22 protein-coding genes are annotated in these 24,554 nt (G+C 46.6%); 8 read left to right on the forward strand and 14 right to left on the reverse strand.

Annotated elements, in window-relative coordinates; all coding sequences use genetic code 11:
• Positions 1-53 precede the first annotated feature (53 nt).
• Positions 54-956 (forward strand): phosphate ABC transporter ATP-binding protein PstB, encoded by a 903-nt coding sequence (pstB, locus tag HYN46_RS01995; protein WP_407640766.1) that lies wholly within the window; start codon positions 54-56, stop codon positions 954-956.
• 110 nt (positions 957-1,066) lie between these two features.
• Positions 1,067-1,789 carry a phosphate signaling complex protein PhoU gene (phoU, locus tag HYN46_RS02000; protein ID WP_114897869.1) on the forward strand — a complete coding sequence of 241 codons (723 nt, stop codon included), beginning with the start codon at positions 1,067-1,069 and terminating at the stop codon, positions 1,787-1,789.
• Between the two features lie 133 nt (positions 1,790-1,922).
• On the opposite strand, the gene HYN46_RS02005 is transcribed toward phoU, so the two are convergent.
• Positions 1,923-2,186 (reverse strand): oxidative damage protection protein, encoded by a 264-nt coding sequence (locus HYN46_RS02005; RefSeq protein ID WP_114897870.1) that lies wholly within the window; start codon positions 2,184-2,186, stop codon positions 1,923-1,925.
• Positions 2,187-2,396: 210 nt separating this feature from the next.
• Here HYN46_RS02005 and argE point away from each other — a divergent pair, with 210 nt between their 5' ends.
• On the forward strand, positions 2,397-3,584 hold the full coding sequence (gene argE / locus HYN46_RS02010) for an acetylornithine deacetylase (RefSeq protein ID WP_228254859.1): 1,188 nt from the start codon (positions 2,397-2,399) through the stop codon (positions 3,582-3,584).
• On the opposite strand, the gene HYN46_RS02015 is transcribed toward argE, so the two are convergent.
• Complete coding sequence (locus HYN46_RS02015) at positions 3,557-4,228, reverse strand: 4'-phosphopantetheinyl transferase family protein (protein ID WP_114897871.1); 672 nt, start codon at positions 4,226-4,228, stop codon at positions 3,557-3,559. The genes argE and HYN46_RS02015 overlap by 28 nt on opposite strands.
• A gap of 233 nt (positions 4,229-4,461) precedes the next feature.
• Between HYN46_RS02015 and argA the strand changes: the two genes are divergently transcribed.
• Both argA and HYN46_RS02025 read left to right on the forward strand, forming a co-directional pair.
• On the forward strand, positions 4,462-5,811 hold the full coding sequence (gene argA / locus HYN46_RS02020; protein ID WP_114897872.1) for an amino-acid N-acetyltransferase: 1,350 nt from the start codon (positions 4,462-4,464) through the stop codon (positions 5,809-5,811).
• 192 nt (positions 5,812-6,003) lie between these two features.
• Entirely contained in the window at positions 6,004-6,897 is an 894-nt protein-coding gene (locus HYN46_RS02025) for a sulfite exporter TauE/SafE family protein (protein WP_228254860.1), read from the forward strand.
• Positions 6,898-6,906: 9 nt separating this feature from the next.
• Here HYN46_RS02025 and HYN46_RS02030 read toward each other — a convergent pair whose 3' ends face one another.
• From HYN46_RS02030 to HYN46_RS02055, 6 genes are all read right to left on the reverse strand, one after another.
• Positions 6,907-7,569, reverse strand: coding sequence for a prolyl hydroxylase family protein (locus HYN46_RS02030; RefSeq protein ID WP_228254861.1), 663 nt, complete (start codon positions 7,567-7,569; stop codon positions 6,907-6,909).
• A gap of 45 nt (positions 7,570-7,614) precedes the next feature.
• Positions 7,615-9,684: a glycine--tRNA ligase subunit beta gene (gene glyS, locus HYN46_RS02035; protein ID WP_114897874.1), complete on the reverse strand. Its 2,070-nt coding sequence runs from the start codon at positions 9,682-9,684 to the stop codon at positions 7,615-7,617.
• Positions 9,681-10,703, reverse strand: a complete 1,023-nt coding sequence (gene glyQ, locus HYN46_RS02040; protein ID WP_114897875.1) for a glycine--tRNA ligase subunit alpha — start codon at positions 10,701-10,703, stop codon at positions 9,681-9,683. The genes glyS and glyQ overlap by 4 nt, the downstream gene beginning before the upstream one ends.
• A 249-nt stretch (positions 10,704-10,952) precedes the next feature.
• On the reverse strand, positions 10,953-11,789 hold the full coding sequence (locus HYN46_RS02045; RefSeq protein WP_114897876.1) for a M23 family metallopeptidase: 837 nt from the start codon (positions 11,787-11,789) through the stop codon (positions 10,953-10,955).
• A 119-nt stretch (positions 11,790-11,908) separates the two neighbouring features.
• Positions 11,909-12,826 (reverse strand): HEAT repeat domain-containing protein, encoded by a 918-nt coding sequence (locus HYN46_RS02050; RefSeq protein ID WP_114897877.1) that lies wholly within the window; start codon positions 12,824-12,826, stop codon positions 11,909-11,911.
• A gap of 187 nt (positions 12,827-13,013) precedes the next feature.
• Positions 13,014-14,300: a glutamate-5-semialdehyde dehydrogenase gene (locus HYN46_RS02055; protein ID WP_114897878.1), complete on the reverse strand. Its 1,287-nt coding sequence runs from the start codon at positions 14,298-14,300 to the stop codon at positions 13,014-13,016.
• A 343-nt stretch (positions 14,301-14,643) separates the two neighbouring features.
• Between HYN46_RS02055 and HYN46_RS02060 the strand changes: the two genes are divergently transcribed.
• Positions 14,644-15,963 (forward strand): alpha/beta fold hydrolase, encoded by a 1,320-nt coding sequence (locus tag HYN46_RS02060; RefSeq protein ID WP_114900528.1) that lies wholly within the window; start codon positions 14,644-14,646, stop codon positions 15,961-15,963.
• A 20-nt stretch (positions 15,964-15,983) separates the two neighbouring features.
• Here HYN46_RS02060 and HYN46_RS02065 read toward each other — a convergent pair whose 3' ends face one another.
• Positions 15,984-16,865 carry a class I SAM-dependent methyltransferase gene (locus tag HYN46_RS02065; protein ID WP_228254862.1) on the reverse strand — a complete coding sequence of 294 codons (882 nt, stop codon included), beginning with the start codon at positions 16,863-16,865 and terminating at the stop codon, positions 15,984-15,986.
• Between the two features lie 85 nt (positions 16,866-16,950).
• Positions 16,951-17,979: a beta-N-acetylhexosaminidase gene (nagZ, locus tag HYN46_RS02070; protein ID WP_114897880.1), complete on the reverse strand. Its 1,029-nt coding sequence runs from the start codon at positions 17,977-17,979 to the stop codon at positions 16,951-16,953.
• Between the two features lie 223 nt (positions 17,980-18,202).
• Here nagZ and HYN46_RS02075 point away from each other — a divergent pair, with 223 nt between their 5' ends.
• On the forward strand, positions 18,203-20,485 hold the full coding sequence (locus tag HYN46_RS02075) for a carboxy terminal-processing peptidase (RefSeq protein ID WP_114897881.1): 2,283 nt from the start codon (positions 18,203-18,205) through the stop codon (positions 20,483-20,485).
• 71 nt (positions 20,486-20,556) lie between these two features.
• Here the strand turns inward: HYN46_RS02075 and HYN46_RS02080 are convergent, their stop codons facing one another.
• From HYN46_RS02080 to HYN46_RS02095, 4 genes are all read right to left on the reverse strand, one after another.
• Positions 20,557-20,790, reverse strand: a complete 234-nt coding sequence (locus tag HYN46_RS02080; RefSeq protein ID WP_114897882.1) for a hypothetical protein — start codon at positions 20,788-20,790, stop codon at positions 20,557-20,559.
• A 106-nt stretch (positions 20,791-20,896) separates the two neighbouring features.
• The gene (gene creD, locus HYN46_RS02085) at positions 20,897-22,279 is read right to left on the reverse strand and encodes a cell envelope integrity protein CreD (protein ID WP_114897883.1); all 1,383 of its coding nucleotides are present in this window, start codon (positions 22,277-22,279) and stop codon (positions 20,897-20,899) included.
• Positions 22,280-22,386: 107 nt separating this feature from the next.
• A complete protein-coding gene (locus HYN46_RS02090) occupies positions 22,387-22,815 on the reverse strand; it encodes a hypothetical protein (RefSeq protein WP_114897884.1) in 429 nt (142 codons plus the stop codon).
• Between the two features lie 144 nt (positions 22,816-22,959).
• Positions 22,960-23,406 (reverse strand): PACE efflux transporter, encoded by a 447-nt coding sequence (locus HYN46_RS02095; RefSeq protein ID WP_114897885.1) that lies wholly within the window; start codon positions 23,404-23,406, stop codon positions 22,960-22,962.
• A 198-nt stretch (positions 23,407-23,604) separates the two neighbouring features.
• On the opposite strand from HYN46_RS02095, the gene HYN46_RS02100 reads away from it, so the two are divergent.
• Complete coding sequence (locus tag HYN46_RS02100; protein WP_114897886.1) at positions 23,605-24,525, forward strand: LysR family transcriptional regulator; 921 nt, start codon at positions 23,605-23,607, stop codon at positions 24,523-24,525.
• The last annotated feature ends 29 nt before the right edge of the window (positions 24,526-24,554 follow it).

Here is a 24,554-nt window from a genome sequence, read left to right on the forward strand (position 1 = left end):
TTCGAAGGTGCGGCCTTAGCCTATATCCTATCGACAACTTAATAGGTAGTATTATGATGAACGAGATCACAACGAATAGGCAGTCTCAGATGACAACGAATATACAGCCTCCTGAATCTGGAGCGGAAAGCACCCCAACAACGATTCGTACCAATGTCAGTGGTAACGAGAAAAATCGTGCATTGAGTACTTATGCGCCAGAAGAAATTGAAGTCGTGACTAAAAATCTCAATTTGTTCTATGGTAAGAAGCAAGCACTTTATGACGTCAACATGGTCATTCCGAGCAAACGTGTAACTGCGTTTATTGGTCCATCAGGCTGCGGGAAGTCCACATTGTTGCGTACGTTTAACCGCATGAATGACCTGATTGAAGGTTGCCGTATTGATGGTCAAATTCTGCTGGATAACCAAGATATTTTTGATAGCAGTGTTGATATTACGAGCTTACGTCGTCGTGTGGGCATGGTTTTCCAAAAGGCTAATCCATTTCCAAAATCGATCTATGAAAACGTGTGCTACGGTTTACGTCTGCAAGGTGTGAATAAGAAAAGCATTCTGGATGAAGTCGTTGAAACTTCTTTGAAGGGTGCAGCGCTTTGGGATGAAGTCAAAGATCGTTTGCATGATTCAGCCTTAGGTCTATCCGGTGGTCAGCAGCAGCGTCTGGTGATTGCACGTTCGATTGCCATTGAGCCTGAAGTTTTGCTGCTGGATGAGCCATGTTCTGCACTGGATCCAATTTCAACACTCAAAGTTGAAGAGCTGATTCATGAGCTGAAAGAGAAATTCACGATCATCATCGTGACCCATAATATGCAGCAAGCGGCGCGTGTCTCTGATTACACCGCGTTTATGTATTTGGGTAAGGTGATTGAACATACCGATACCAACACCTTGTTCACCAACCCGCATCAAAAACAAACCGAAGACTATATTACAGGTCGTTACGGCTAAGTTTGATGTGATAATGGGAAAAATCGCCTGAAGTACAAGATGATAATACTGAACTTCGGTGCGATTTTTAAACTTAAAATAATACCGAATATCATGAGGAGAACCGTGTCATGGTCGCGACTAAGGAAGATTTTGGACATCATATTTCCCAACAGTTCAATGAAGACTTGGGCAAAGTTCATGCTCAGTTTTTAGCAATGGGTGGACTGGTCGAGTCGCAAGTTGCGAATGCAATCCATGCACTACTGGATACTGATGCTGCACTGGCAACCAGTGTTCAAGAGAATGATGCACAAGTAAATGCGATGGAAACCCGTATTGACTCTGATTTATTGCAAATCTTGGCATTGCGTCAACCTGCGGCAAGTGACCTACGTATGGTGATTGCTATCAGTAAAGCCAATACCGATCTTGAGCGGATTGGCGATGAAGCGACGAAGATTGCACGTTTGGCGAAGACTGCGAGTGAGGAGGGTGAGTCACCACGTGGCTATACCGAAACACGTCATATTGGGAATCAAGTCCGCCTGATGATCCGCGAAGCGTTGGATGCTTTTGCACGCTTGGATGTTGAAAAGGCATTTCAAGTTTTGCAAGCCGATGCCGAAGTGGATCGTGAATATCAAACCGCTACCCGCGCGCTGATGACTTATATGATGGAAGATCCACGTCATATCAGCCGCATGATCAACGTACTATGGGTTCTGCGTTCGCTAGAGCGTATTGGTGACCATGCGCGTAATTTGGCTGAACAAGTGATCTATATGGTGAAGGGCGCGGATATTCGCCATGTCAGCTTTGATGAAGTTGAGAAGCAAGTTTTCAGTAAATAAATCATCCCGAGAAGGCGATCTCATTGCTTAGAGGAGATCACTGATCATGAAAAAGTCACTCTGTTTTACTGGAGTGGCTTTTTTTATATCATCGAGAAATAAGGCTGTACGTTTTGATACGTAAAATGAGAGGCTATGCTGGTTTCCAGCCAACAGGACGTTCATAATCCTGATTGGTGAGAAATTTCGTACGCTGTTCATCTAAAAACACTTTAGATTCAGGTAACATCACGTTCAAGCGGTTTTCGTTGATCAATAGGGTTTGATGCCCCATCCACTCCTGCCACGCTTTTTTAGACACATGGTCAAAAATATCTTGGCCTTTAGCGCCAGGAAAGGGTGCAAACTCTAAGCCTTCTAGCTCTTGTTGATATTTACGACAGAATACGGTGCGCATGGGCGTTGCTTCCTAGTGACTTCTTGGACTGACAGACTCAGATGCGGCAAGTTATTTCGCAGCGTGCACTATTTTAGTCTTTCAAGGCACGGAGTGCTAGGTTAAGCTCAATGAAAGTCTGCAATGAGTTTGTTCAGTTAAACAAAGGCTCATCAGATAGATGAATGGTAAAGATTCAAATGCAAAGACGATCACAATGGCAGGTATAACATGGCGGATTTAAAAATGGATGGTCAAACGCGTCAAATGATTGCAGAGTTAGTTGCGATCCCCAGCGTGACGTGTACCAATGCCAAACAGGATCAATCCAATCTTCCGGTCATTGAGCTGCTTGCGACTTGGTTTACTGATTATGGCTTTCAGTGTGAGATCATGCCGGTTGCCGATGGCAAAGCGAATCTGATAGCAGTACTTGCCAATGGCGCAACTGATCTGACAGGGGGGCTTGTGCTTGCTGGGCATACGGATACCGTCCCCTTTGATGGTGAATTATGGAAGAGTGATCCGTTTACACTGACCGAGCGTGATGGCAACCTGTATGGGCTAGGTACAGCCGATATGAAAGGATTTTTTGCCCTCATCCTACAAGCCTTACGTGCCTTACCGAATGCCAAGTTTAAAGCGCCCTTGATCGTCATAGCCACCTGTGATGAAGAAACATCGATGGCAGGTGCTAAGGCATTGGTACAAGCTGCGCAGAAAAAAGAAGGTCGCCAAGGCCGTTTTGCCTTGATTGGCGAGCCGACTGATCTTAAACCGGGTCGGTTGCATAAAGGCGTCATGCTAGAACGCATTTTAATTACCGGTCAGGCGGGGCATTCGAGTGATCCTAGTCTGGGGCGGAATGCATTGGATGCCATGCATGAAGTCATGACCCGTTTGATGCGTTATCGCGATGGCCTTAAAGTGCTTCAACAACCCATCTTTGCCGTGCCACACCCCACGTTGAATCTCGGTTGTATTCATGGCGGGGACAATCCGAATCGCATTTGTGGTTTATGTGAATTACAGTTTGATGTTCGTACTTTACCTGGTATGAAGATGCAGACGATCCGAGAGGAGATTCGGCAATTGATTGCTGACGTGGCGCCTACGTTTGGCGTGGAACTGCTGTACGAGCCAGCAAGCTCTGGCGCACCTTCCGCCGAAACACCAGCGGACTCTCCCTTTGTACAATATATCGAGGGTTTGACAGGGCAAACAGCAGGAGCCTTGGCCTTTGGTACAGAAGCGCCTTATTTCCGTCAATTAGGTATGGATACGGTGATTCTTGGACCGGGTCGCATTGAACAAGCGCATCAGCCTGATGAATATATCCCGATTGCTAATATTGAACCGATGGTCGGGTATCTAACTCAATTGATTAAATATTATTGTGTGTTGGGTGAGGCGAGTTGAGCTAAGCCTTGCCAAGCCACACTCACCACCTGCTTATCCAAATTAAAACTTCGATATTGCCATGCGCCTAATAAAGCATGCTCAATCAATTCATCTGCATTTTGCGTATTAAAACTATTGAGATCGATTCGAATCCCCATGCCGTGTGCTTTTAGAATCGCTTCTTTACGTGTCCATGTCGTGAGCCATTGGTTATGGGAGCTCGGAGGTGATGAATCAGGGTTTTTCCAAGCGTCATATTCAGTCGGATGAAAATAACGCTTAGCGAGCGATTCAGCTGGAAAATCTCTATTTTTATCTTCAATATCAACGCCAACTGATAAATGACCTCGGCACCACACCAGCACAAAGGCATCGTGGCTATGTGAAATATTAAAGCTGATCGCATGATCATTCAGATAAGGCTTGCCATTCACGGTTTGATCGAAGGTAAGCTGTTCAGGATGAATGCCGAGCGCCTGCGCCAGTATTTCTCTACGCCATACCCGTGCTAGCAATTGCCGTTGCCGACGATCTGCATGACGCGCAACACCGATCTGGTCTTGAGTGGTTAGCAAAGATAATAAACGTGACTCTTCCTCCATATTCACTTGGGAAAAATGACGAATCTCAATATGAATAACAGTTGAATCGCTTACAGGCATCGGGTGTGGGCGGTTGAATATTGGATTGACTAATATAGCGTGTTTAATGCGGTAAGCGCAGGGTTCTATTTAAAGAATGCAAGTCAGATGCTGCGCAAGCGATCTTTTTCCTGCTAACATCATATTTTAACAGTTCGTCTTTAAAATCGAACTTAACATTCACCCCTTTTCGCGTCGCTTTTCTCATATAATCGAACACAATTTAATTCGTGTGTTTTGCAGCAGGATTCCCCATGGCCGATGATTTTCTTTCCCCAGATACCATGACCGACAACTATGTCCATTGGTTCCGTAACTCTGCGCCGTATATCAACGCGCACCGAGGGAAAACCTTCGTTCTGATGTTTGGTGGCGAGGCGGTAAATCATGATAATTTCCGCAATATTATTCATGACATTGCTCTGCTGCACTCACTTGGGATTCAGTTGATTCTGGTGCATGGTGCACGTCCCCAGATTGATGAAAACCTTATTGAATATGGTCTAGAGACCCCATTTCACAATGATCTACGTGTGACCACGCGAGAAGCACTGCGCTGCGTATTGGATGCGGTGGGCTCTATTCGTCTTGAGATCGAAGCATTGCTGTCCATGGGCTTGGCGAACTCCCCAATGTATGGGGCGCGTATTGATGCCGTGTCTGGTAACTTCGTGACGGCAAGACCGTATGGCGTGCGTGACGGTGTGGATTTCCAATTGACTGGCGAAGTGCGTTCAGTGGATACCGAAGCGCTGCAAAAAAGCTTGGCCAATCGCAATATCATCGTTTTAGGCCCAACAGGGTATTCGACCACAGGTGAGGTTTTTAATCTATTGGCTGAAGAAGTCGCCGTAGAAACTGCAATTACCATTAAAGCCGATAAGTTGATTTTTCTGGGTGAACATGAAGGTATCTCAGGTAAAGACAATCGCTTGCTTCGTGAGTTGATCCCTAATGAGGTGGATCAGTTCCTGCGTGGCAAGAAGCTGGATAGTGAAATACTGCGTCATATGCATGGCTCGGCTGAGGCTTGCCGTGGCGGCGTGCGCCGTGTTCATATTATCTCCTATGCTCGTGATGGCGCGCTGCTCCAAGAGCTCTTTACGCGAGATGGTTCTGGCACTCTAGTCAGTAATGATCCTTATGAAGAAATTCGTACCGCTGATATTGATGATGTCGTGGGTCTGATTGAGTTGTTGCGCCCGCTTGAAGAAGAAGGGATTTTGGTCCGCCGTTCACGAGAGCGTTTGGAGACTGAGATTGCACAGTTTGCAGTCATTGAGCGTGACGGCATGATCGTGGGCTGCGCAGCACTGTATCCTATTCCAGCACAGCCCAATGAGCCGCCTGCGGCTGAAATCGCCTGTGTGGCGATTCACCCCAGTTATCGTAAATCGAGTCGTGGTGCCGAGCTGTTAGATTATCTGGAAGCAAAAGCGCTTAATAAAGGCATCAAAAATCTGTATGTGCTGACCACGCGTACAGCGCTTTGGTTTATTGAACAAGGTTTTGAACCGACTGAAGTCGATGACATGCCTGAAGCACGCCAAGCGATGTATAACTATCAGCGTAACTCCAAAGTGTTTGTTAAACGCTTAGGTTAACGTTCAGCTAAAACTGAACCGATGTTTACTAAGTTGGCATGATTGGGATCATGCCAACTTTTTTATTTTTAAGAATGCAAGTCACAAAATATTTAAGATGATTTATCAATATATAAAGCTTAATTTGATCATTCTCAAATGATGTAAAAACGCTAACCTGTTATTACTCTTTATTGAATCGTAGTGATGGCAATGAGTGATCTTTATTTTATTTTAGCCGGTATAGTCGTGGGGTTTGCTGTTGGGGTAACGGGGGTTGGTGGGGGATCTCTGATGACGCCGATTTTGATTAGCGTGCTCGGCGTTCCTGCACAAATTGCGATTGGGACAGATCTTCTATACGCATCCATTTCTAAATTCTGTGGTTCCGCAGTTCATGCTAAAAAACTGAATATCGTTTGGTCGGTGGTATTTTGGTTGGCACTGGGTAGTATTCCCGCCTCATTTGCGACCACATGGGCGCTCAATCATTTTTTTAGCAGTGCCAATGAGTACAAGAAAATTCTGACTTTAGTGCTCGGCTTCATGTTGACGCTGACAGGTATTTCGATCGTCTTTCGCAGCAAGATTGAGGACTTTTTTCAGCGCATCCGCTTAAAGAGAAATCAAGAGGCAAGCATCGCACGTGATGACTTTAGTGATCCCTATGACGTCAAAAACAATATCCCTGTCTTGATCATGGGTGTGGTTCTGGGTGTCCTCGTTACTTTGTCCTCAGTCGGAGCGGGGGCGTTTGGTGTGATGGCGCTCCTGCTGCTATTTCCCAATTTACCCATGATACGGATCATTGGTTCAGATGTGGCGCATGCTGTATTGCTGACATTGGTTGCAGGACTGGGACATTTGTTCTCGGGCAATGTTGATTTTCATATTTTGACTTTCTTATTGATCGGTGCGATCCCCGCTATTATTGCCGGAACCTTGCTCAGTTCCAGTCTACCTGAACGCATAATCCGACCAATCCTTGGCATAACCTTGCTCTTGCTCGGGATTAATTTTTTAGTGAATCCCTCAAAGGAGAAACCGCATAAGGTAGAAACTCATCCGGTTGCAACATCACCCGTTTCACTCTCTACCAGCTCTTAAAAGGGCTGATTAAGCACATTTATAGCTGTACATGACATCAGTCCTCAGCACATATTTACGCCCACTTAGAACTGGCGCACCTTCGTGGAGCTGTTGATGTTCAAAGATCAATACTTGTCCTTGAGTTGGTTTAATTAAAGCAAGCTGCGTCTCTTTGCAGGGGCGTAGCATGCCGCTCTCGCGATAGAAAATGGTTTCGCCACCCTCAAATTCATCATTGAGATATATTAAGAGCGATAGCTGACTACTCAACCAATCATTTTTTTCAAATGACGCGTCGTAATGAGGTTTAAAGGTTTGCCCATTTTCATAGAGATAAAAACGAAATCGTTCGTTTAATCCTGCTAAATCCCAGCCATTTAATGAGGCTGGCAAAAGCGGTCTTAGCCGTTCAAACAATTCATCGGCAAGTTCAAAACTATCGTAAATCACACGTTGATTATTGCGAACATCTAGACGAAGTTCTGATTGTTTGTATCCAGTATTAATCAGAGCTGCTTCATAAGCAAATTGATGACTTCTTTCAATAAACTGCTCACACTCTGTTGAGTTGAACACTTGATCAAAGGTGATGATGAGTGGTTCTTCGAGATAGGTTCTTTTTGAGTACATGAGATATTCCTTATTTAATAATATTATTAATCCTTTTTTTAATTCAAAAAAATCAGGCATAAAAAAAGCGGACAGAAAGCATCTGTCCGCTTGATATAACGTACGTCAACCTTGCAATAAACTGACATCTGCCACACTCAAGAACAATGCTCTTAAACGCGTTAGTAAGCGCAAACGATTTAGGCGCAGTGCGGCATCATCGGCATTCACCATCACGCTTTCAAAGAACGCATCAATCGGCGTGCGTAGAGCCGCCAATTGTGACAGTGCAGGGGTATAGTCCGATTGGGCGAGTAATGGGTGCACTTTAGGTTCAAGTGCCTCTAAGGTCTCGTACAGCGTCTTCTCAGCAGGTTCAACCAGTAGTGCTGTATCAATTGCGCCCAAACTTACCGTTTCTTTAGCCAAGATATTTGCTACACGCTTATTGGCTGCAGCCAATGCGGTTGCTTCAGGCAAGGCGCGGAAATTCTGTACCGCACGAATACGCTGATCAAAATCGAGTGGTGAGACGGGGTTCAAGGCTTGTACCGCCTGAATCACGTCTACTTCAATGCCTTGATCTTCATACATCGAGCGATAGCGACTTTCCAAGAAGGCTTTGGCATCTTGAATGGTCTTGGATGGATTTTCGATTCGGGTCGCATAGTTTGTGACGGCTTGTTCGACAAGGTCGGTCAAGCTTAAGGTCAGGCGCTTTTCAATCAGAATACGTAAGATCCCAATCGCGACACGGCGCAGACCAAACGGGTCTTTGTTGCCTGTCGGCGGTTGGTTGATGCCAAAAATACCTGCTAAGGTATCCAAGCGATCAGCCAATGCAATGCTGACGCCAGTCAATGTTTGCGGTAAAACGTCGCCTGCAAACTTCGGTAAATATTGCTCACGAATGGCCGTCGATACATCTGAAGGCGCGCCTTCGAGTGCTGCATAGTAGCTGCCTGCAATCCCTTGGAGTTCAGGAAATTCACCTACCATTTCAGAGGCAAGGTCGCACTTCGACAACTTCGCCGCTTGGATCGTGTGTTCAACATTGCCACCGATTTGACCTGCGATATACGCAGCCAGCGTTGCAATGCGTTCGGTTTTATCCCAGAGCGTGCCCAGCTGTGCCTGGAAGATGCGATTTGCAAGCTTCTCTTGGCGGGCGGCAAGCGGTTGCTTCTGGTCTTGTTTAAAGAAAAACTCTGCATCGGTCAGGCGTGGGCGAACCACTTTTTCATTTCCCAGCGTGATTTGCGTTGGGTCTTTACTTTCAATGTTTGATACCGTAATGAAGTAAGGCTGTAGCTTGCCGTTGCTATCGACCAGACAGAAGTACTTCTGATTATCCTGCATGGTAGAAATCAAGGCTTCTTGTGGCACATGCAGGAAGCGGGATTCAAACGTGGCACGCAAGGCGACAGGCCATTCGACCAGACCTGTGACTTCATCACGCAAATCCGCAGGCACGAGCGCCTCGGCATTGACTTCATCGGCCAGTTTTTTAACTTGAGTGTCAATCAGTTGTTGACGCTCATCAAAGTCCGCAACGACATAGGCATTGCGCAGCGCTGCCAAATAGTCTCCAGCAGATGACAACGTGATTGCCGCAGGTGCATGGAAGCGGTGACCATAAGTTTGATTGCTACTTGCAAAGTCCTGGATGGTGGCAGGAATGATCGTCGCATCTTTCATCAGGACGACCCACTGTACGGGGCGAACGAATTCGGTACGACTTGCCGCAGAGCGCATGCGTTTGGCAATCGGCAATGCATTCAGTGACTCCTGCAAGAGTGCAGGCAATAAATCGTCAAGTGATTGACCTGTTACGGTTTTGCGATGAACCAGCCATTCGCCTTTATCGGTAGGGATACGAATGAGATCTGATACTTCGATCCCAGCACCCTTAGCAAAGCCAATAGCCGCAGGGGTAGGCGTGCCATCAGGCTTAAACGCACCAGCAACCGATGGACCGCGACGCTCTTCAACACGATCGGGTTGATGACCTTCGATGCCTTCAATCAAAATCGCAAGGCGACGTGGCGCGGCGTAGGCATTGATCTTGGCATACGGTAAACCTGCACTTTGCAGTCGTGTTGTGACTTCACTCAGTAAGGCATCACGCAGTGTTTTTAAGCTTTTTGGCGGGAGTTCTTCACAGCCTAATTCAAAGAGTACAGTGTGCAGACTCATTTCGACTTCTCCGCTTTTGCTGCTGCTTTATCAATTTGTGCTTGCTCGGAGGCTTTTTCCGCTGCGAGTTTTGCCAAGACTTCATCGCGTAGTGCTGGCTCTGCCATTGGGAAGCCAAGCTTTGCGCGCGAGTTGACATAGCTTTGTGCGATCGCACGGGCAAGACCACGTACACGCAGGATATAGCGCTGACGTTCTGTCACAGAGATTGCACCACGCGCATCAAGCAAGTTAAAGGTATGCGATGCTTTGATGACCATCTCATAAGCGGGTAGTGGTAATTCAACAGCCATCAAACGATTCGATTCACTCTCATAAAAATCAAAGAGTTCAAAGAGTTTTTCGACATTGGCGTGTTCAAAGTTATAGGTTGATTGCTCAACTTCGTTTTGATGAAAGACGTCGCCATAGGTCACAGTACCGAATTGACCACGTGTCCAGACGAGATCGTAGACCGAGTCTACGCCTTGCAGATACATGGCAAGACGCTCAAGACCGTAAGTGATTTCCCCCGTAACTGGGTAGCACTCCAAACCCCCGACTTGCTGGAAGTAAGTGAACTGTGTGACTTCCATACCGTTCAGCCAGACTTCCCAACCCAGACCCCAAGCACCCAGTGTAGGCGATTCCCAGTTGTCTTCAACGAAGCGGATATCATGAGTCAGCGTATCGATACCAATCGCTTTCAACGAGTCGAGATAGAGCTGTTGAATGTTGGCTGGATTGGGTTTCAACACAACTTGGAACTGATAGTAATGTTGCAGGCGATTTGGGTTTTCGCCATAGCGGCCATCTTTTGGACGACGTGAGGGTTGTACGTAAGCCGCATTCCACGTTTCGGGACCAAGCGCGCGCAAGAAGGTTGCGGTGTGGAAAGTACCAGCACCCATTTCTAAATCATAAGGCTGGAGGACCACACAGCCCTGATTTGCCCAATAATTCTGCAGGGCAAGAATAAGTTCTTGAAAAGTGAGATTAGAAATGGCTTGGCTTTTGGTGGTGTTCGTGGCGGTGCTCATGGCAATCCATGCAAAGTTTCAAAATTGGTGGGTAGTATAGTGAATTTTGGAAGGATTTTCACGGGGGAGTATCATGCTGCATCAGTGCGATTCAATAATTGTTATGCAGGCTTGGTGATCTGTTTTAGTGAGATTAACGTTGACTGGTATATTGACTTGCGAAGTTGAGGGTGTTTATGACGATGATTCATATATCACAACATTCTGATTCTTTTTGAGAATCAGAATGTGAAGGACAATATAGGTGGATTATGGACAGTTCGGAATCACCACCCCATTATTATCTTTGGCTTCATCATTGCCCCAGCGCGCGAGATAATATGCTGAGACCCATTGATTGGCAGGTCCTACATCCAGATCTGTCTTTAACCACCAGTGATTAAAGCTTGTGCCTGAGCCGACTTGTGGTCCCCACACTTTGCAATAGACATAATTGGTTCCCGCATTCAATGTACCTGTGACGCTACCCCCGGGCGTGTTGTAGCCCGAAGCATTCGCAAAGGTATCTACCCAGTATTTGTTGGTCGTTGGAGGTGTGGTTCCGCCACTGCAATTGGTACTGGTTCTTGTCAAGGGGTTATTCGGATTGAGATAGATCGGTCCTTCACCTTGGATCAGCGGGTTCACAATATGTTGATTATCGGCATCTGTTAAACCGGGGGCGTAGAGTTGCTCATGATGTAAGTGGTAATTGGGCGAGCCCACATTGCCCATAATTCCAATCTGCTGACCGCGTTTCACGGTTGTGCCTACAGGAACGTGAGAGCTCATGTGCATATAGGTAGTAAACCAGCCGTTGCCATGGCGGATTTCAATGCCGCCTGGATAGAACTCTTGATGAACATAGCCATCAGCCGCTGCAAGAATCGGGCTGCCAGTGGGCATGCCCTGACGATACATATCCATCTTTTTGTCATCAGGGTTATGACCCACATAGGTTTTGATTTCAATCACACTTCCGCAGGCAAAAGGCAAGCGAAAATCTGGACGGTTTGGTAAATTGTCTGCCGCAGAGACATTAGATACTAGGGATAAAATAGGAATGATGACACTGAGATTAAATAGCTTGGTGTACGAGAAAATCATAACTATCGCCTTGTTTTAAAATTATTTTTAAAGAAAGTATTTCTAATATTTCATTTTTCTAATGCTGTTTGACCAGCAGGTCAAGTATGCGTGTGTTTTTTATCCAGAGTCAACCTGTCTTAGTCTACCGTTCGTCTGCTTTCATGAGGATGCCCGATAGCGGTTTTTGCTTGCATTACAGTATTGATCTCTTGTGGACTCAGTGTGTAGTCCCCGAGTGCATTGAGTGCAATATCTCGAGTTGTCGGAGTCTCATGGTTATTATTAACGATTTGCATTAGGCTGTTTTTAATGCGATCTGAGCGGATGTCACTGCTTAACAGCGTCGAGATCGCGGCTTGTCGCACGTCGACACTGGCATCATTTAATGCGGGATATACAGCTGTTTCTAGTTCCGCGCCTTTTTGCCATTGGCTGAGCTGCACGAGGCTACTACTCCTTATCGCAGGGTCAGGATTTTGGATTAACTGACCCAATCGAGATACGATGCCTTGGCTCTCATTGGTCAGGGCTGGGTCGTAATGTAGTGTTTGGATCACTGCGCGTAAAACCTGCGGATCACGCTCCATGTTTAGGGCTTGTTGAAGTTGCGTGCGGACATCTGGGTCACTGAATCCGTAGGATTGTAATAACGCATAGCCATCTGCACGCTGCTCTGGACTGCTGCTCTTGGTCAGGCGTAATGCAAAGGCTTGTACTTCGGGTGAGGGATGACTGAGGAGCAGGATCTTGATTTGTTCGCGTTCTTCTTTTGAATTCGCACGCTCAAAGCGCAAAAATACATCTTGTTGGGCTGTGGGATCTATTATTTTTGCTGGGGTGGGTGTTGGGGCTCCATCATGGGTGATCGTGACTTGCTCAGATTTATGAAACTTGTTTTCTGGAGTTTGTTGTTTTGGGGAGTCCATCGCTGTGGTTTCAATGGCAGTTTCTGGCGTGGGAGGAGGGGCGGAGACGATGAACCAACTGATACCCGCACCGATCAAGAAACACAGCCCGCTGCTACAGAGCAATTGAGTCAAATTATAGTTTTTCATTATTATCCCTGGGTGCAACGATGTCCTTCAAACTACATTATTCTATTTTTTCCACAAGAGATATCTTTTAGATAATTTCATATTGCTTTATTTAATACAATAATGTCTTCGCAGGGCACGGTTTTATGCAAAAAAAAGGATGCGTTCTCCTAGAGGCATCCTTTTATTTTGAGGCTGATATAAAGTTTTACACCCGAATCTGACCATCCCCAAGTACAATCCATTTCTGCGACGTCAGACCTTCAAGACCTACAGGTCCGCGGGCATGGATCTTATCGGTTGAAATACCAATCTCGGCACCCAAACCATACTCAAAGCCATCAGCAAAACGGCTGGATGCATTGATCATCACCGAGCTTGAGTCAACTTCATTCAAGAAACGACGGGCTTTGCCATAGTTCTCAGTCAGGATGACATCGGTATGGTGTGAACCATACTTATTAATATGAGCAATGGCTTCATCTAAGCCATCAACCACTTTAATGGCAAGAATCGGTGCAAGATATTCTTCATACCAATCTTGCTCAGTCGCTGGAAGTGCATCACTCAAGATGCTACGCGTAGTTTCATCACCGCGCAATTCCACACCTTTTTCACGATACAGTGCCGCAATTTGTGGCAAGAATTCAGCCGCAACAGGTGCGTCAACCAATAAGGTTTCCATCGCATTACATACGCCATAGCGGTGGGTTTTGGAGTTCAGACAAATCGGTAAGGCTTTGACCAAGTCCGCTTGGCGCTCAACAAACACATGGCAGTTGCCATCTAAATGCTTGATCACTGGCACGCGTGCTTCACGGCTGACACGTTCGATCAAGCCCTTGCCACCACGTGGAATGATCACATCGACATAATCACTCATGGTGATCAGTAAACCGACAGCGGCACGGTCAGCGGTATTGATCACCTGCACGCTAGACTCCGGCAAGTTTGCAATCTTGAGTCCGGCCTGAATGCTCTTGGCAATCGCTTGATTTGAATTAAAAGCCTCTGAACCACCGCGCAGGATGATGGCATTGCCTGATTTTAGCGCCAGCGATGCTGCTTCTAAGGTCACATTAGGGCGTGACTCATAGATCATGCCAACCACACCCAGTGGAACGCGCATTTTTCCTAGTTGAATACCAGAAGGGCGATAGGTCAGATCCGTGATCGCACCAATCGGGTCAACCAAGGCAATGACATCGTGCAGACCATCGAGCATGCCTTTAAAGCGTGCGGGAGTCAGTTCCAGACGATCAAGCAAAGCCGCATCAAGGTTATTTGCACGACCATTTTGCATATCAATCGCATTGGCTGCGAGGATATCGGCTTGTTGATTTTGTAATTCTTGAGAGATGGCTTGCAGCGCAGCATTTTTGCTTTGCGTTGTTGCGCCAGCAAGAATGCGTGATGCCGCGCGGGCTTGCTGGCCAAGCGTCGTCATCATCTGTTCGATGCTTTGGGTAGTGGCTTGGTGAACGGCCTGATTCATGACAAACACCCGAGACAAATTTGGAAAAATTGACTTTTAATTATAACAATTTTCGGGTAAAAAAACGTTTGTTTTACTTTGTATATTGAAATATCCGTTAAATCAGAAGTTTCCTTAAGATCACATGGTTCAGCGAGCAGATTGAGTTGGCGTTTGAGACGACGAAGTGTCCTTAGTCGGCATATTCAATCCGTTATAAATATGCTATTGTTTTCGAGATAAAGGATCCTAGGACAAATGGATTGTCCTTTAATGGAAAATAATGGAGAGCATAATGATGAATGCTATGACCAGTGTTCGTTTGAAGGATAGGCCAAATAATTTAGCTGGAAAGCAAAGTTTTATGGATAAAGTTGTGCAACACATTGATACTTTTCCATTTTATACAGAATACAATCGAGGCGCTCTCAAAGAAAGTCCCCGTGTACATTGGATCAATGGCTGGAAGGTTGAATTTCTTGCATTTGCAAATGAAGCTACCCGTCATTTACCGCCTGTCGTGATTTTAGGTGGCGCATTTCAAAATTTTAATTCTTATAAATACTGTGTCGAGCCATTACTTGAGACAGGTTCTGTCATTCTTGTGGATTTACCCTCTCTCGGCAGTAATGATCAGGTTCATAATTTGGTCACGGGTGAGCGCTCATTGGATTTAGACATTGGTGATCTTGCTCAAATTTTAGGAGATTGGACCAATTCCGTTCATTTAAATAAAGTCTCCATGATGGGCATGTCGCTAGGTTCGGTCATTGCGGCAAACTTTGCTGCTGCACATCCAGACAAAATGTCGCGTTTGGTGCTGATGGGCGTGATGCAGCAAACCCGCAAAAGCTGGCGGATGCTGATTCAGGAAGCATGTGATTTATTACATGAAAATCGCATGGTAGAGTTTGGTCAAGCCATGGTTTTGTTTTTGGTCAATCATGCCCGAATGAAAGAAACCCGCATGTCTCCGACTGCACGGAAGCTGTTTTTTCAGCAAATGTCTAACTTTGGCCTGAATGAACGGCTGCGCTACGAGATTAATGCTAATCGCTTGCTTCGTATCAAACATGTACCGAGTCCAAGCTGTCAAACCTTGGTGGCCACGGGTCAATATGATAGCTTTACCTTACCGCACGAAAATGCCAAGTTCGCATTAAGCTGCCCACATATGCAATTTGCCCTGATCAAAAATGCCGATCATGTGCCGCAATTGCAAAAAAGACGTGAAACTCTGGAACTCTTTACCACATTCTTACGTGGAGAACCCATTGATCAGCTCGACGGCATCATGCCGATGAGTCGTGAAGAGCTCCAACAAATGGATCGTCGCGGTGAAGAGCGGGTTAAACTGGTTGATTCGACATGTCAGATGACACACCGAACCAAAGTTGATTTTAATATGACAGTCAACGTCGTGGATCTTACGTATTTTGGTTTATTGCTTGAAGCGGGCAGTGAAGCGAATGCCGCTGCGATACTCGCTGAGCCACGTGACTTATCGATCCATTTGCCGTCTGTGGATAGCGAAGGCAATGTCTCCACTGAAAGGCTTTCTATCGAATGTCTGATCTTTGAGCAAGTAGGTACGCAAGTGCGCGCGTTACTTAAGCATGGTAACTTTGAAACCTCAGATCGTTTGTCAGCGATGTTAACCAGTCGCGCGGTCATACGCGACTAAGCTATTTTCTCATCAGTTATTTACGCTTTTGCTTCAATCACCCAAACCAAGTCCCCAAGGTGCTTGGTTTTTTGGTTTTCAGCATCCGAGTTTCCTACAGAGTTGCTATTTTCAAAGGCAGGTTGAAAAACTTTGATGTCAGAAAATCCAGCCTGCTTCATCGCATCGATGATTTCTACAGGCGAGATGAAGTGAAAGGCAAATGCACTCCTTGACATGATCCTTAGCAGTTTACTGCTTTGCCAAATCAGTCTTCCTAAGCGGCGGGTAATTGGTTCGGGATAGATATCGGTCAGATAAATGCCGACTTTAAAGCGACGCAGTCCTGTTGAGAGTTGTGTCCATAAATCGTGTAGCATGTCTTTGGTAAAATAATTGACCAGCCCTTCGCTAATAATGACCAAGGGCTTGCTCTCATCAAATGTGCTCAGAAGCTGCTGAAATCCCTCACCAAATAAATCGACGGCTTCTATGCGGGGCTGTGGGTTCTCTATCTGCATTAAAGCGCTGCGTTTGGCTGCGGCCATATCCGGTAAATCGGCTTCGACATAGACCAGATTGGGATGTTTCTGGCGATAGCGCCAACCGCGTGGTGAAAGTCCGGTCGCAATTTCTAGTACCTGTGCATCTGGGTGCGCTGCCAGAAATCGATCCAGTTGACGATCAATCAACTGATGTCGTTGGCGCAGGGTCGAGCGCATGCTGTCACCGATGATGAGCTCTGCCCATGATTCCAGTGGGCTGACCATCTTGGCGAGGAAGCGACCTTTACTGCTGGCCAGTACGGGGTGTGAGATACCCTCTTGAAACCAGATATAACCCGTGTAGTGCGCTGTAAAAGAAATATGACGATGTGGGGATTCTGCCACAGGAGGCTTCTGAGGTATGGATTGTTTTGACACGTTTTTTTTACCGTCCTTGGCTTAAGTCTTCATTTTGTGCACTGCACAAACATACAAATCATGGGTGAGTGAGTATAAAGGTTTTTTAGGTTGCAAAACGCTCGCGAATGGCGCGTGCTTGCATGTTTGCGATTTCCCATTCATCGCCCAAGGCAATTGATCCATCGATCAGGTTTAATGTACCGAGTTTACCTCGCATTTTGGCGAGTCTTGCTTGGTTTGGCATGGGCGCATCTACCACCGCATGCAGCGCATCCAGAGCAGCTGCGCGGTCATTACACACCAGTCCCATGTCACAGCCTGCATGGAGTGCGGCAAGGATACGCGCGCCTGCACCGCCCGCCACACAAGCCGCTTGCATAGTCAGATCGTCAGAAAACAGCACGCCATCAAAACCCATTTCACCACGGACAATATCTTGCAGCCAATGCTTAGAGAAACCTGCAGGATTGGGATCGACTTGCGGGTAGATCACATGTGCGGGCATGAGGGCATCCAGTTGATCGGCGACCTCAAAAAACACGGTCATGTCTTGTGCGCGAATTTCATCCAGTGTGCGGTGATCGACAGGAGCGGCCACATGCGAGTCGGCTTCGACTGAGCCATGACCGGGGAAGTGTTTCCCTGTCGTGGCCATGCCTGCACGGTGCATGCCTTGCATAAACGCGCGCGATAGTTGAATGACGATATCTTTATGCGCATGAAAACCGCGATCACCAATAACGTGACTGATGCCATTCACATCCAGCACGGGCGCAAAACTAAAATCAATCCCGACCGCCAGTACTTCACTTGCCATCAGCCAACCCGCAGTTGCCGCAGCGCTGAGTGCTTCATCGGGATCAATGTCATAGAGTTGACCCAGCATGCCCATAGCCGGCAAACGGGTGAAACCATCACGCAAACGTTGTACTCGGCCGCCTTCTTGATCGACGGCGATCAGGATATCGGGGCGGACGGCACGGATGCTATCGGTTAAGTCGCGAACTTGCTGTGGGCTTGCCACGTTGCGACCAAATAAGATCAGACCACCGACTTGCGGTTCCTTGAGTAATTGTTGATCATCCTGTGTGAGCGTCAGCCCCGCAATATCTAACATCAGTGAGCCGATCATGGCGTTGTATCTCCAAAAACCATATACATAACGATTAAAACAATTATTATAGGGAAAGAGATACGACAATACCCGATTTTCCTACAGGTCTGCTACATTCAACAGGGATAAGTTCGTGGCAGAATTGCATTTTTAATGATTGATGTGGTAATTGATGAGCCGTTCGAATATGAACCCAGTCAAAAGCCGTTTGTTTTAACGATCAAGGACTTTGTAGATAGATATGAAACCAAAGAAAACAGAGCAAGACGTAGCGTCAAAAGCACAAGCACAAGTAACACAAGGTTCTGGGGCACAGGTTAAGGCACGATTTACCACCAAATTGCAGACTATAGTCGGTGCAATTGCTGTAGCGAGCGCTGGATTATTCTTTTCTCAAGTGTATGGCGAGGCAACAGCCTCCGCAGTTGATAAAAGTTCGGTTACGGCGACTACAGGTGCACCGCTGGCACCGACACGTGAACAAAGTATCGTTACACGCCAGATGGCGATGTATATGGATACCCAGCATTATCTCAATATGCCTTTAGATGCCAGTGTTTCTCAGCGTGTGCTGGAAATGTATCTGGATAATCTTGATGGCGACCATGCCTTATTTCTTGCATCGGACATTGATGAGTTTCGCAAAAAATATGCGACAACCCTAGGTGCATCCATGAAGAAGGGGGATTTAACCCCCGCCTTTGCCATTCAGAAGCGCTTCACGGAGCGTTTGAAGGATTATTATCAGTATTCGCTAGATCAATTGGATCAGCCGCAAAACTTAAAGCGCACTGATAGTCTGAATATTGATCGTGAGAAAGCACCGTACTTCAACAGCACTAAAGAACAGCGCGCTTACTGGCAGCAACAGCTGGTGTCTGAGCTAATCTCGCTGACGATTTCGCAAGAAGAAGAAACCGCCAAGCAAGCCGCGTTGAAAGCCGATCCTAAATTGGCCGCAGGTCAAGACTTGAGCCCGCCAAGTGAGCTCAATCCTGTTGATACGTTAAAGAAGCGCTTTAAACGTAAACTGCAGCAAATTGATCGTATTAAAAGTGACCGCGTGCTTGAGGGATTGCTCAATGCTGCTTTAGCAACCTACGATCCGCATAGCCTTTATTTTGCCCCTGTTGAAGCGATGGAAATGAATCGCCAGACAACCCTGCAACTCGAAGGGATCGGTGTGTCGATTCGTCCAGAGCGCGGCAATGATGACTATACCCGTGTAGAAACCTTGGTGGATGGTGGTCCCGCCAGTAAGTCTGGTTTGGTTAAACCGGGTGATCGTATTGTGGGTGTCGCACAAGATGGACAACCGATGGTGGATGTGGTCGGCTGGCCGAGCAGTGAAATTGTAGGGCTGATTCGCGGTAAGCGCGGTACCAAAGTCTTGCTAAAACTACAGGCGAAAGATGCTGCCGCGCGCACCATCACCTTAACCCGTGATGTGATTCAAGAAGAAGACTCTGGTGTGCAAGATCGTGTCGTGAATGTCCAGCGTGATGGCAAGACCTATAAAATGGGCGTGCTCGACATTCCTTCGTTCTATTTGAACTATAAAGCACGCCGTGATGGCAAAAACTATCGTAGCGTCAGTGAAGATACACAAAAAGCCCTGATCGACTTAAACAGTAAGAAAGTCGATGGCCTTGTGGTTGATCTGCGCGGTGATCCAGGCGGCTCCTTAGAAGAAGTTGCTAATATGATCGGGCTATTTATTAAGCAAGGTCCTGTAGTACAGATACGTGATCGTAATGGCGCCATTACCGCCTACCGTGATGATGATGGCGGTGCTGAGCTGTATAAAGGCCCGATGATTGTATTGGTCAACCTTGCTTCTGCATCGGCCAGTGAGATTTTTGCTGCGGCGATTCAAGATTATGACCGAGGTCTGGTTGTGGGTAGTACCACAACGGGTAAAGGAACCGCACAGGTTCAACTCGATAACTTGGCGTACGGTTTAGCAACCTTAACCCAGCGCAAGTTCTATCGAGTATCTGGTGGCAGTACGCAGAATAAAGGTGTAGTCCCTGACATTCCTTTTGTCAGTATCTACGATGAAGATTTGGGTGAGCGTAAAGCCAAGAATCCACTCAAGTGGGATACGATTCCGACCGCACCGTTTATTCCAGAGGACAACTTGAAGCCGCTGGTTCCACAGTTGACGGTTGCCTCTAAGGCGCGTCAAGAGGCTGATCCGCAATACGTCTATTTGTCTAAAATCAAAGAGATCAGTAAAGCGCATAAAGATCAAAAAGTATTGTCTTTAGATCTGGATGCCCGTCGTAAAGAAGTGGATGCCATTGAGGTGCAGACGCTTGCGGCTGAGAACGAGCGCCGGAGTAAGACCGGTTTAGTTCCTTATCCTAATTGGCAGACCTATCAAATCTCGCTAGATGCGCAAGCTGAAGCGCGTGCCAAGATTTCAGAAGGCAAGCGCCCACCACTTCCTGAAGAGGAAGCCTTCATCACTGAGTCCGCAAATATTCTGCTGGATCAAGTGAAGGCTAAACAAGCTAAGTAATTCTGGCAGTGTCTTCAAATCGTAAAAACCACTCCATATGGGGTGGTTTTTTTATGATGATGCTTAAAGAATTAGGCTTCTAAAATAACGATATCATTTAATGCCCCTGATGTTGAGAAGATATAGAGCTTTCGATCATGTTGACCGATCAACATACTGCCCAAATTTAAAAAGCCCTGTTTGGTCTCACGATAATACTGCAGGATATCGGTTTTCTTGATCGGATCAGGAACTGAGTCAAACTGACCACATATGGAATCTGGTTGAGGTAAATGGTTCGTCGTGGAAAAAAGAGTTGTGTTCATCAGGTGATCCTCACGGTGATGATCTGTTGTGTAAAAATTGCGATGGATCAGACTGAGGCATCTCTGCGTGTGTAGAAGTGCCTCCGCCCACATTGTCATCACACGTTTAGTTTTCGAGACTTGCCGATGATGGCGGTTTGATTTTTGAGGCACTGTTTGATGCATTGATGTCGTACCAATCGATATGACGGGTCAGGAACATCGTGGCAGCGATCAGGCCAAATACCAATAAAGCACCTAAGATCATGGTCATTTCTTCCGTTTGGAGGATGAGATACATTGAGCTGTACATCAGGGACAGGATGCCTGTGAGGAGTAGGGTGCGTCCGATTCCCTTGAGGACGTAATAGACGTAGTAACTAATCAAAAATACACAGGCGATACTGGACCCCAAATAAGCCAGTGCAAAACCGACATGCTCGCTAAAAGACAGCAGTAACAGATAAAACACGCCAAGTGCAGCAGCAACCAGTGTGTATTGCATCGGATGGATCGGCAGTTTTTTCAGGACTTCGAACAAGAAGAAGGTTCCGAAAGTGATCAGTAGGAACAGCATCGCGTATTTAATCGAACGATCAGAAAGCGTGTAATTGTCCACGGCTTCGATCAATTTGACCGAGAATGCGCTACTTTCTGCATTTTTCAATGCATCACAGGCCGGGGCCTCATTTGCATTCAGGCAGGCATTTAGATGCTCGGCATTCTGATTGCTGATATAGGTATTTTGCCAAGATGCGCTAAATTGGTTGGATTGAATTTTCTTTTGTGGCAGTGACGCGCCGTAGAAGCTGGGGTGGGCCCAGTTTGCATCCATGGACATGGACATGTCTTTGCCGACCGGAATGACTGCCAAGCTGCTCATGCCATTTAGGCTGAAATCCAGACTAAAATCAAAATGTGGGTTTTGTGCACTAAGGACAATAGGTACCTCAGTATAGGTCATGCCCAAGGGATTACTGCTATCGCCAGTAGGGAAGTCAAAAGTGAATTTTTGTCCACCGAGGGTCAGGATGGGTTGATTGGTGAGGCCGCGTAGATCTGAAATACTCAAACGGAGTTTGGCTTTATCCCAATGAATGGTTTGATTTTGTTCAGGAGTAATTAATTGCTCCGGCAGTGAAAACTTGCCTTTGACAGAGAGATTGTCGACATAGGTAATTGCTTTATAAATGCCACGTTTGAAATTGGTATTACTGACTTGTAGTTGGTGACTCCATGCGGAGTCTTGCGGGGTCAGGAGAATGTTGTAATCAACCAGACATTTTTTTGCGATGTCTTCTTTACAGACAACCTGTAGGGTCGTTGGAACCACGATATAGGGTGCTAGGATGGTTTGTGGATTGACGTAATCCTTACCAATGCCTTGGATGACGTCTTCATTGTACTGCTGACGCTCTCTGACCAGACTGGAGAGCATCGTCAGTCCGATCATAAAGAGTAAAACCAGAAACCCGATGACCACGAACTTCGAGGTTAAGAATCGAGCCATGTTGCACACTCCCACATATAAATAAGAGTGTGCAGTGTGGAAGCTTGATATGGGTTACTTATGAAGTGAATATGAAAGGGGTGAGGAGTTTCGATGAAGTCAGCGACTTACTGAATTTTGCTATCCAGTAGCGTGCGAATATCTGATATACACGCATCCAAATCCCATCCAAGCCATGCAGGCTCAAACACTGAAGAGTAATGCGCGCGATGATCACTGCTGACCAATACTCGAATCGGACAGTCTTCTTCCATCATCCGCCATGGGAAGATCGGTGCTTCGGCATCAAGCAAGAAAGGCAAATCACGCAGATCAATGACCATGCCTGCAAGGAACTCAGGAAAGCCAATAATCGAGAATTCATCGGCACGTCGGCGAATGTATTCGAGATCATCCCATTCTGCGGTGAGGCGTGTTTCAGGTGCGCTAAAAGCAATGACACCGATCAGATGATAGTCACGGGTGGTGTGTAGCCAGGTCTTGTAACGGACTGGCGTTTCGACTTCGAGAGTGACGGGTTCTATACGGTGGGGCATGGTGAGTATTTTCAGCGATTTGGCTCTGGAACGAAATTGTACGCGGATTACAAGGTGGGGTCAAAACCGAAGCGTGATTGGTAGGTATGTGGGTATAGATAAGACCGTTAAGATCATTGATCACTTAACGGTCTTTTGTGATGACTATGCGGTTCGCGTCTTGGTCCGTTTGACGATTTTCAACTTGGGCAAACCAAAGATACGGTCAAAGCCCCAGTTAAAGACGAGACCATACACCAGATAAAACAGCATAAATGCAATATCCGTGATCAGCGCTTCCCACAAGCCAATATTTAAAGTCCAAGCCAGCAGCGGCAGAGAAACGGTCATTAAACCGGCCTCAAAACCAAAGGCATGGAGAATACGCCGTTTGAGCGTACGGATTTGGCTCTTTTGGCGCGCTTCCCAGCGTTCAAAGAGTTTGTTAAACAACAGATTCCAGCCCATGGCAATCAGGGACAATAGGATTGCGAGCGCCCCAAGGTGCGCCTTGTCCTCATGAAAAAATAGGGCAGCAATCATGATAAAGAGTACAACTGCAATGGATTCAAAGAGTGCAGTATGGATAATTCTACGTTTTAGGCCTTGCATGATCTTTCTCAACTTTTTAAAGCGGTCTGATTTGAAATTGATGTTTCAAATGCTTAGTTAGCCGCGATAAGTTGACTTTATATCGAAATACATGATACTTAAAAGTTAGTACCTTTCAGTTTTTTTGATAGATTGGTGGTCTCGAGTTTTAGATAATAATCTTAATGATCCACAAGGCTTTGATTAATAGGTGTTTCGATGCTCGAACATGGTGTGAATGGCTTTGTAGTCGGCAACGTCTCTGTTGAAAGTTGGCGCGTTTTTTTATTGGTGGTTGAGCACGGCTCTTTTTCGGCGGCAGCACGACAACTTCACAAAGTCCCTTCAGCGATCAGCATGATGATTGCCAATCTTGAAGCCGACTTGAATCTGGAGTTATTTGATCGCAGCCGACGGGAACCGATCCCCACGGCTGCTGCACGAGCTCTTCTACCCAATGCGCGCTATGCCATCCAGCAATTGCAGCAACTTGAGACGCATGCCTTGTCATTGTCGCAAGGATTAGAAAGTACGCTCACCCTCGTTGTTGATCCTGCATTGCTGGTTGGGGATTGGATAAGTGTTCTGGGCGATTTAGCGACAGCTCACCCTGATCTTGCGGTTGAAGTGTTGGCTGCACAAGCCTCTGACGCGATGCAACTGCTTCATGAAGGGCGTGCGCAATTGGGACTCTTACTTGAACGACCACAAATGGATAATCGTGAAGGATTCTTTGAGATTCATAGCGAGACATTTGTTGCCGTGATGTCACCCAAGCATTCCATCTTTGTGACTCAAGAAAGCATCAACTTTGATGATTTGATGGCCTCGCGGCAGATCGTTGTTGCAAGTTGGAATGCGGATGAGGTCGATGAACGTTTCGCAATGAGCAGTCAAATCTGGCGAACCGACAATTACACCTCAGCGGTCGGCTTGATCCAAGCTGGATTGGGGTGGGGGATGCTGCCGCGTTCGATGGTACGGTCTTATATTAACTCTGGATCACTGGTAGAGATTCCGCTAGAGAACCTTAAAAATACCATGGTGCTTGCAGTGGATATGGTGTGGTCCAAAGAGCAACCGATGGGGCTGGCCACGCGTTATATTCTGGATCGAATCGGGGCGAGCTATCTACGCTAAGTTCGCGTTAGCGAAGCACTTAAAATCCC

It is taken from the genome of Aquirhabdus parva, assembly GCF_003351745.1.
Classification (GTDB): domain Bacteria; phylum Pseudomonadota; class Gammaproteobacteria; order Pseudomonadales; family Moraxellaceae; genus Aquirhabdus; species Aquirhabdus parva.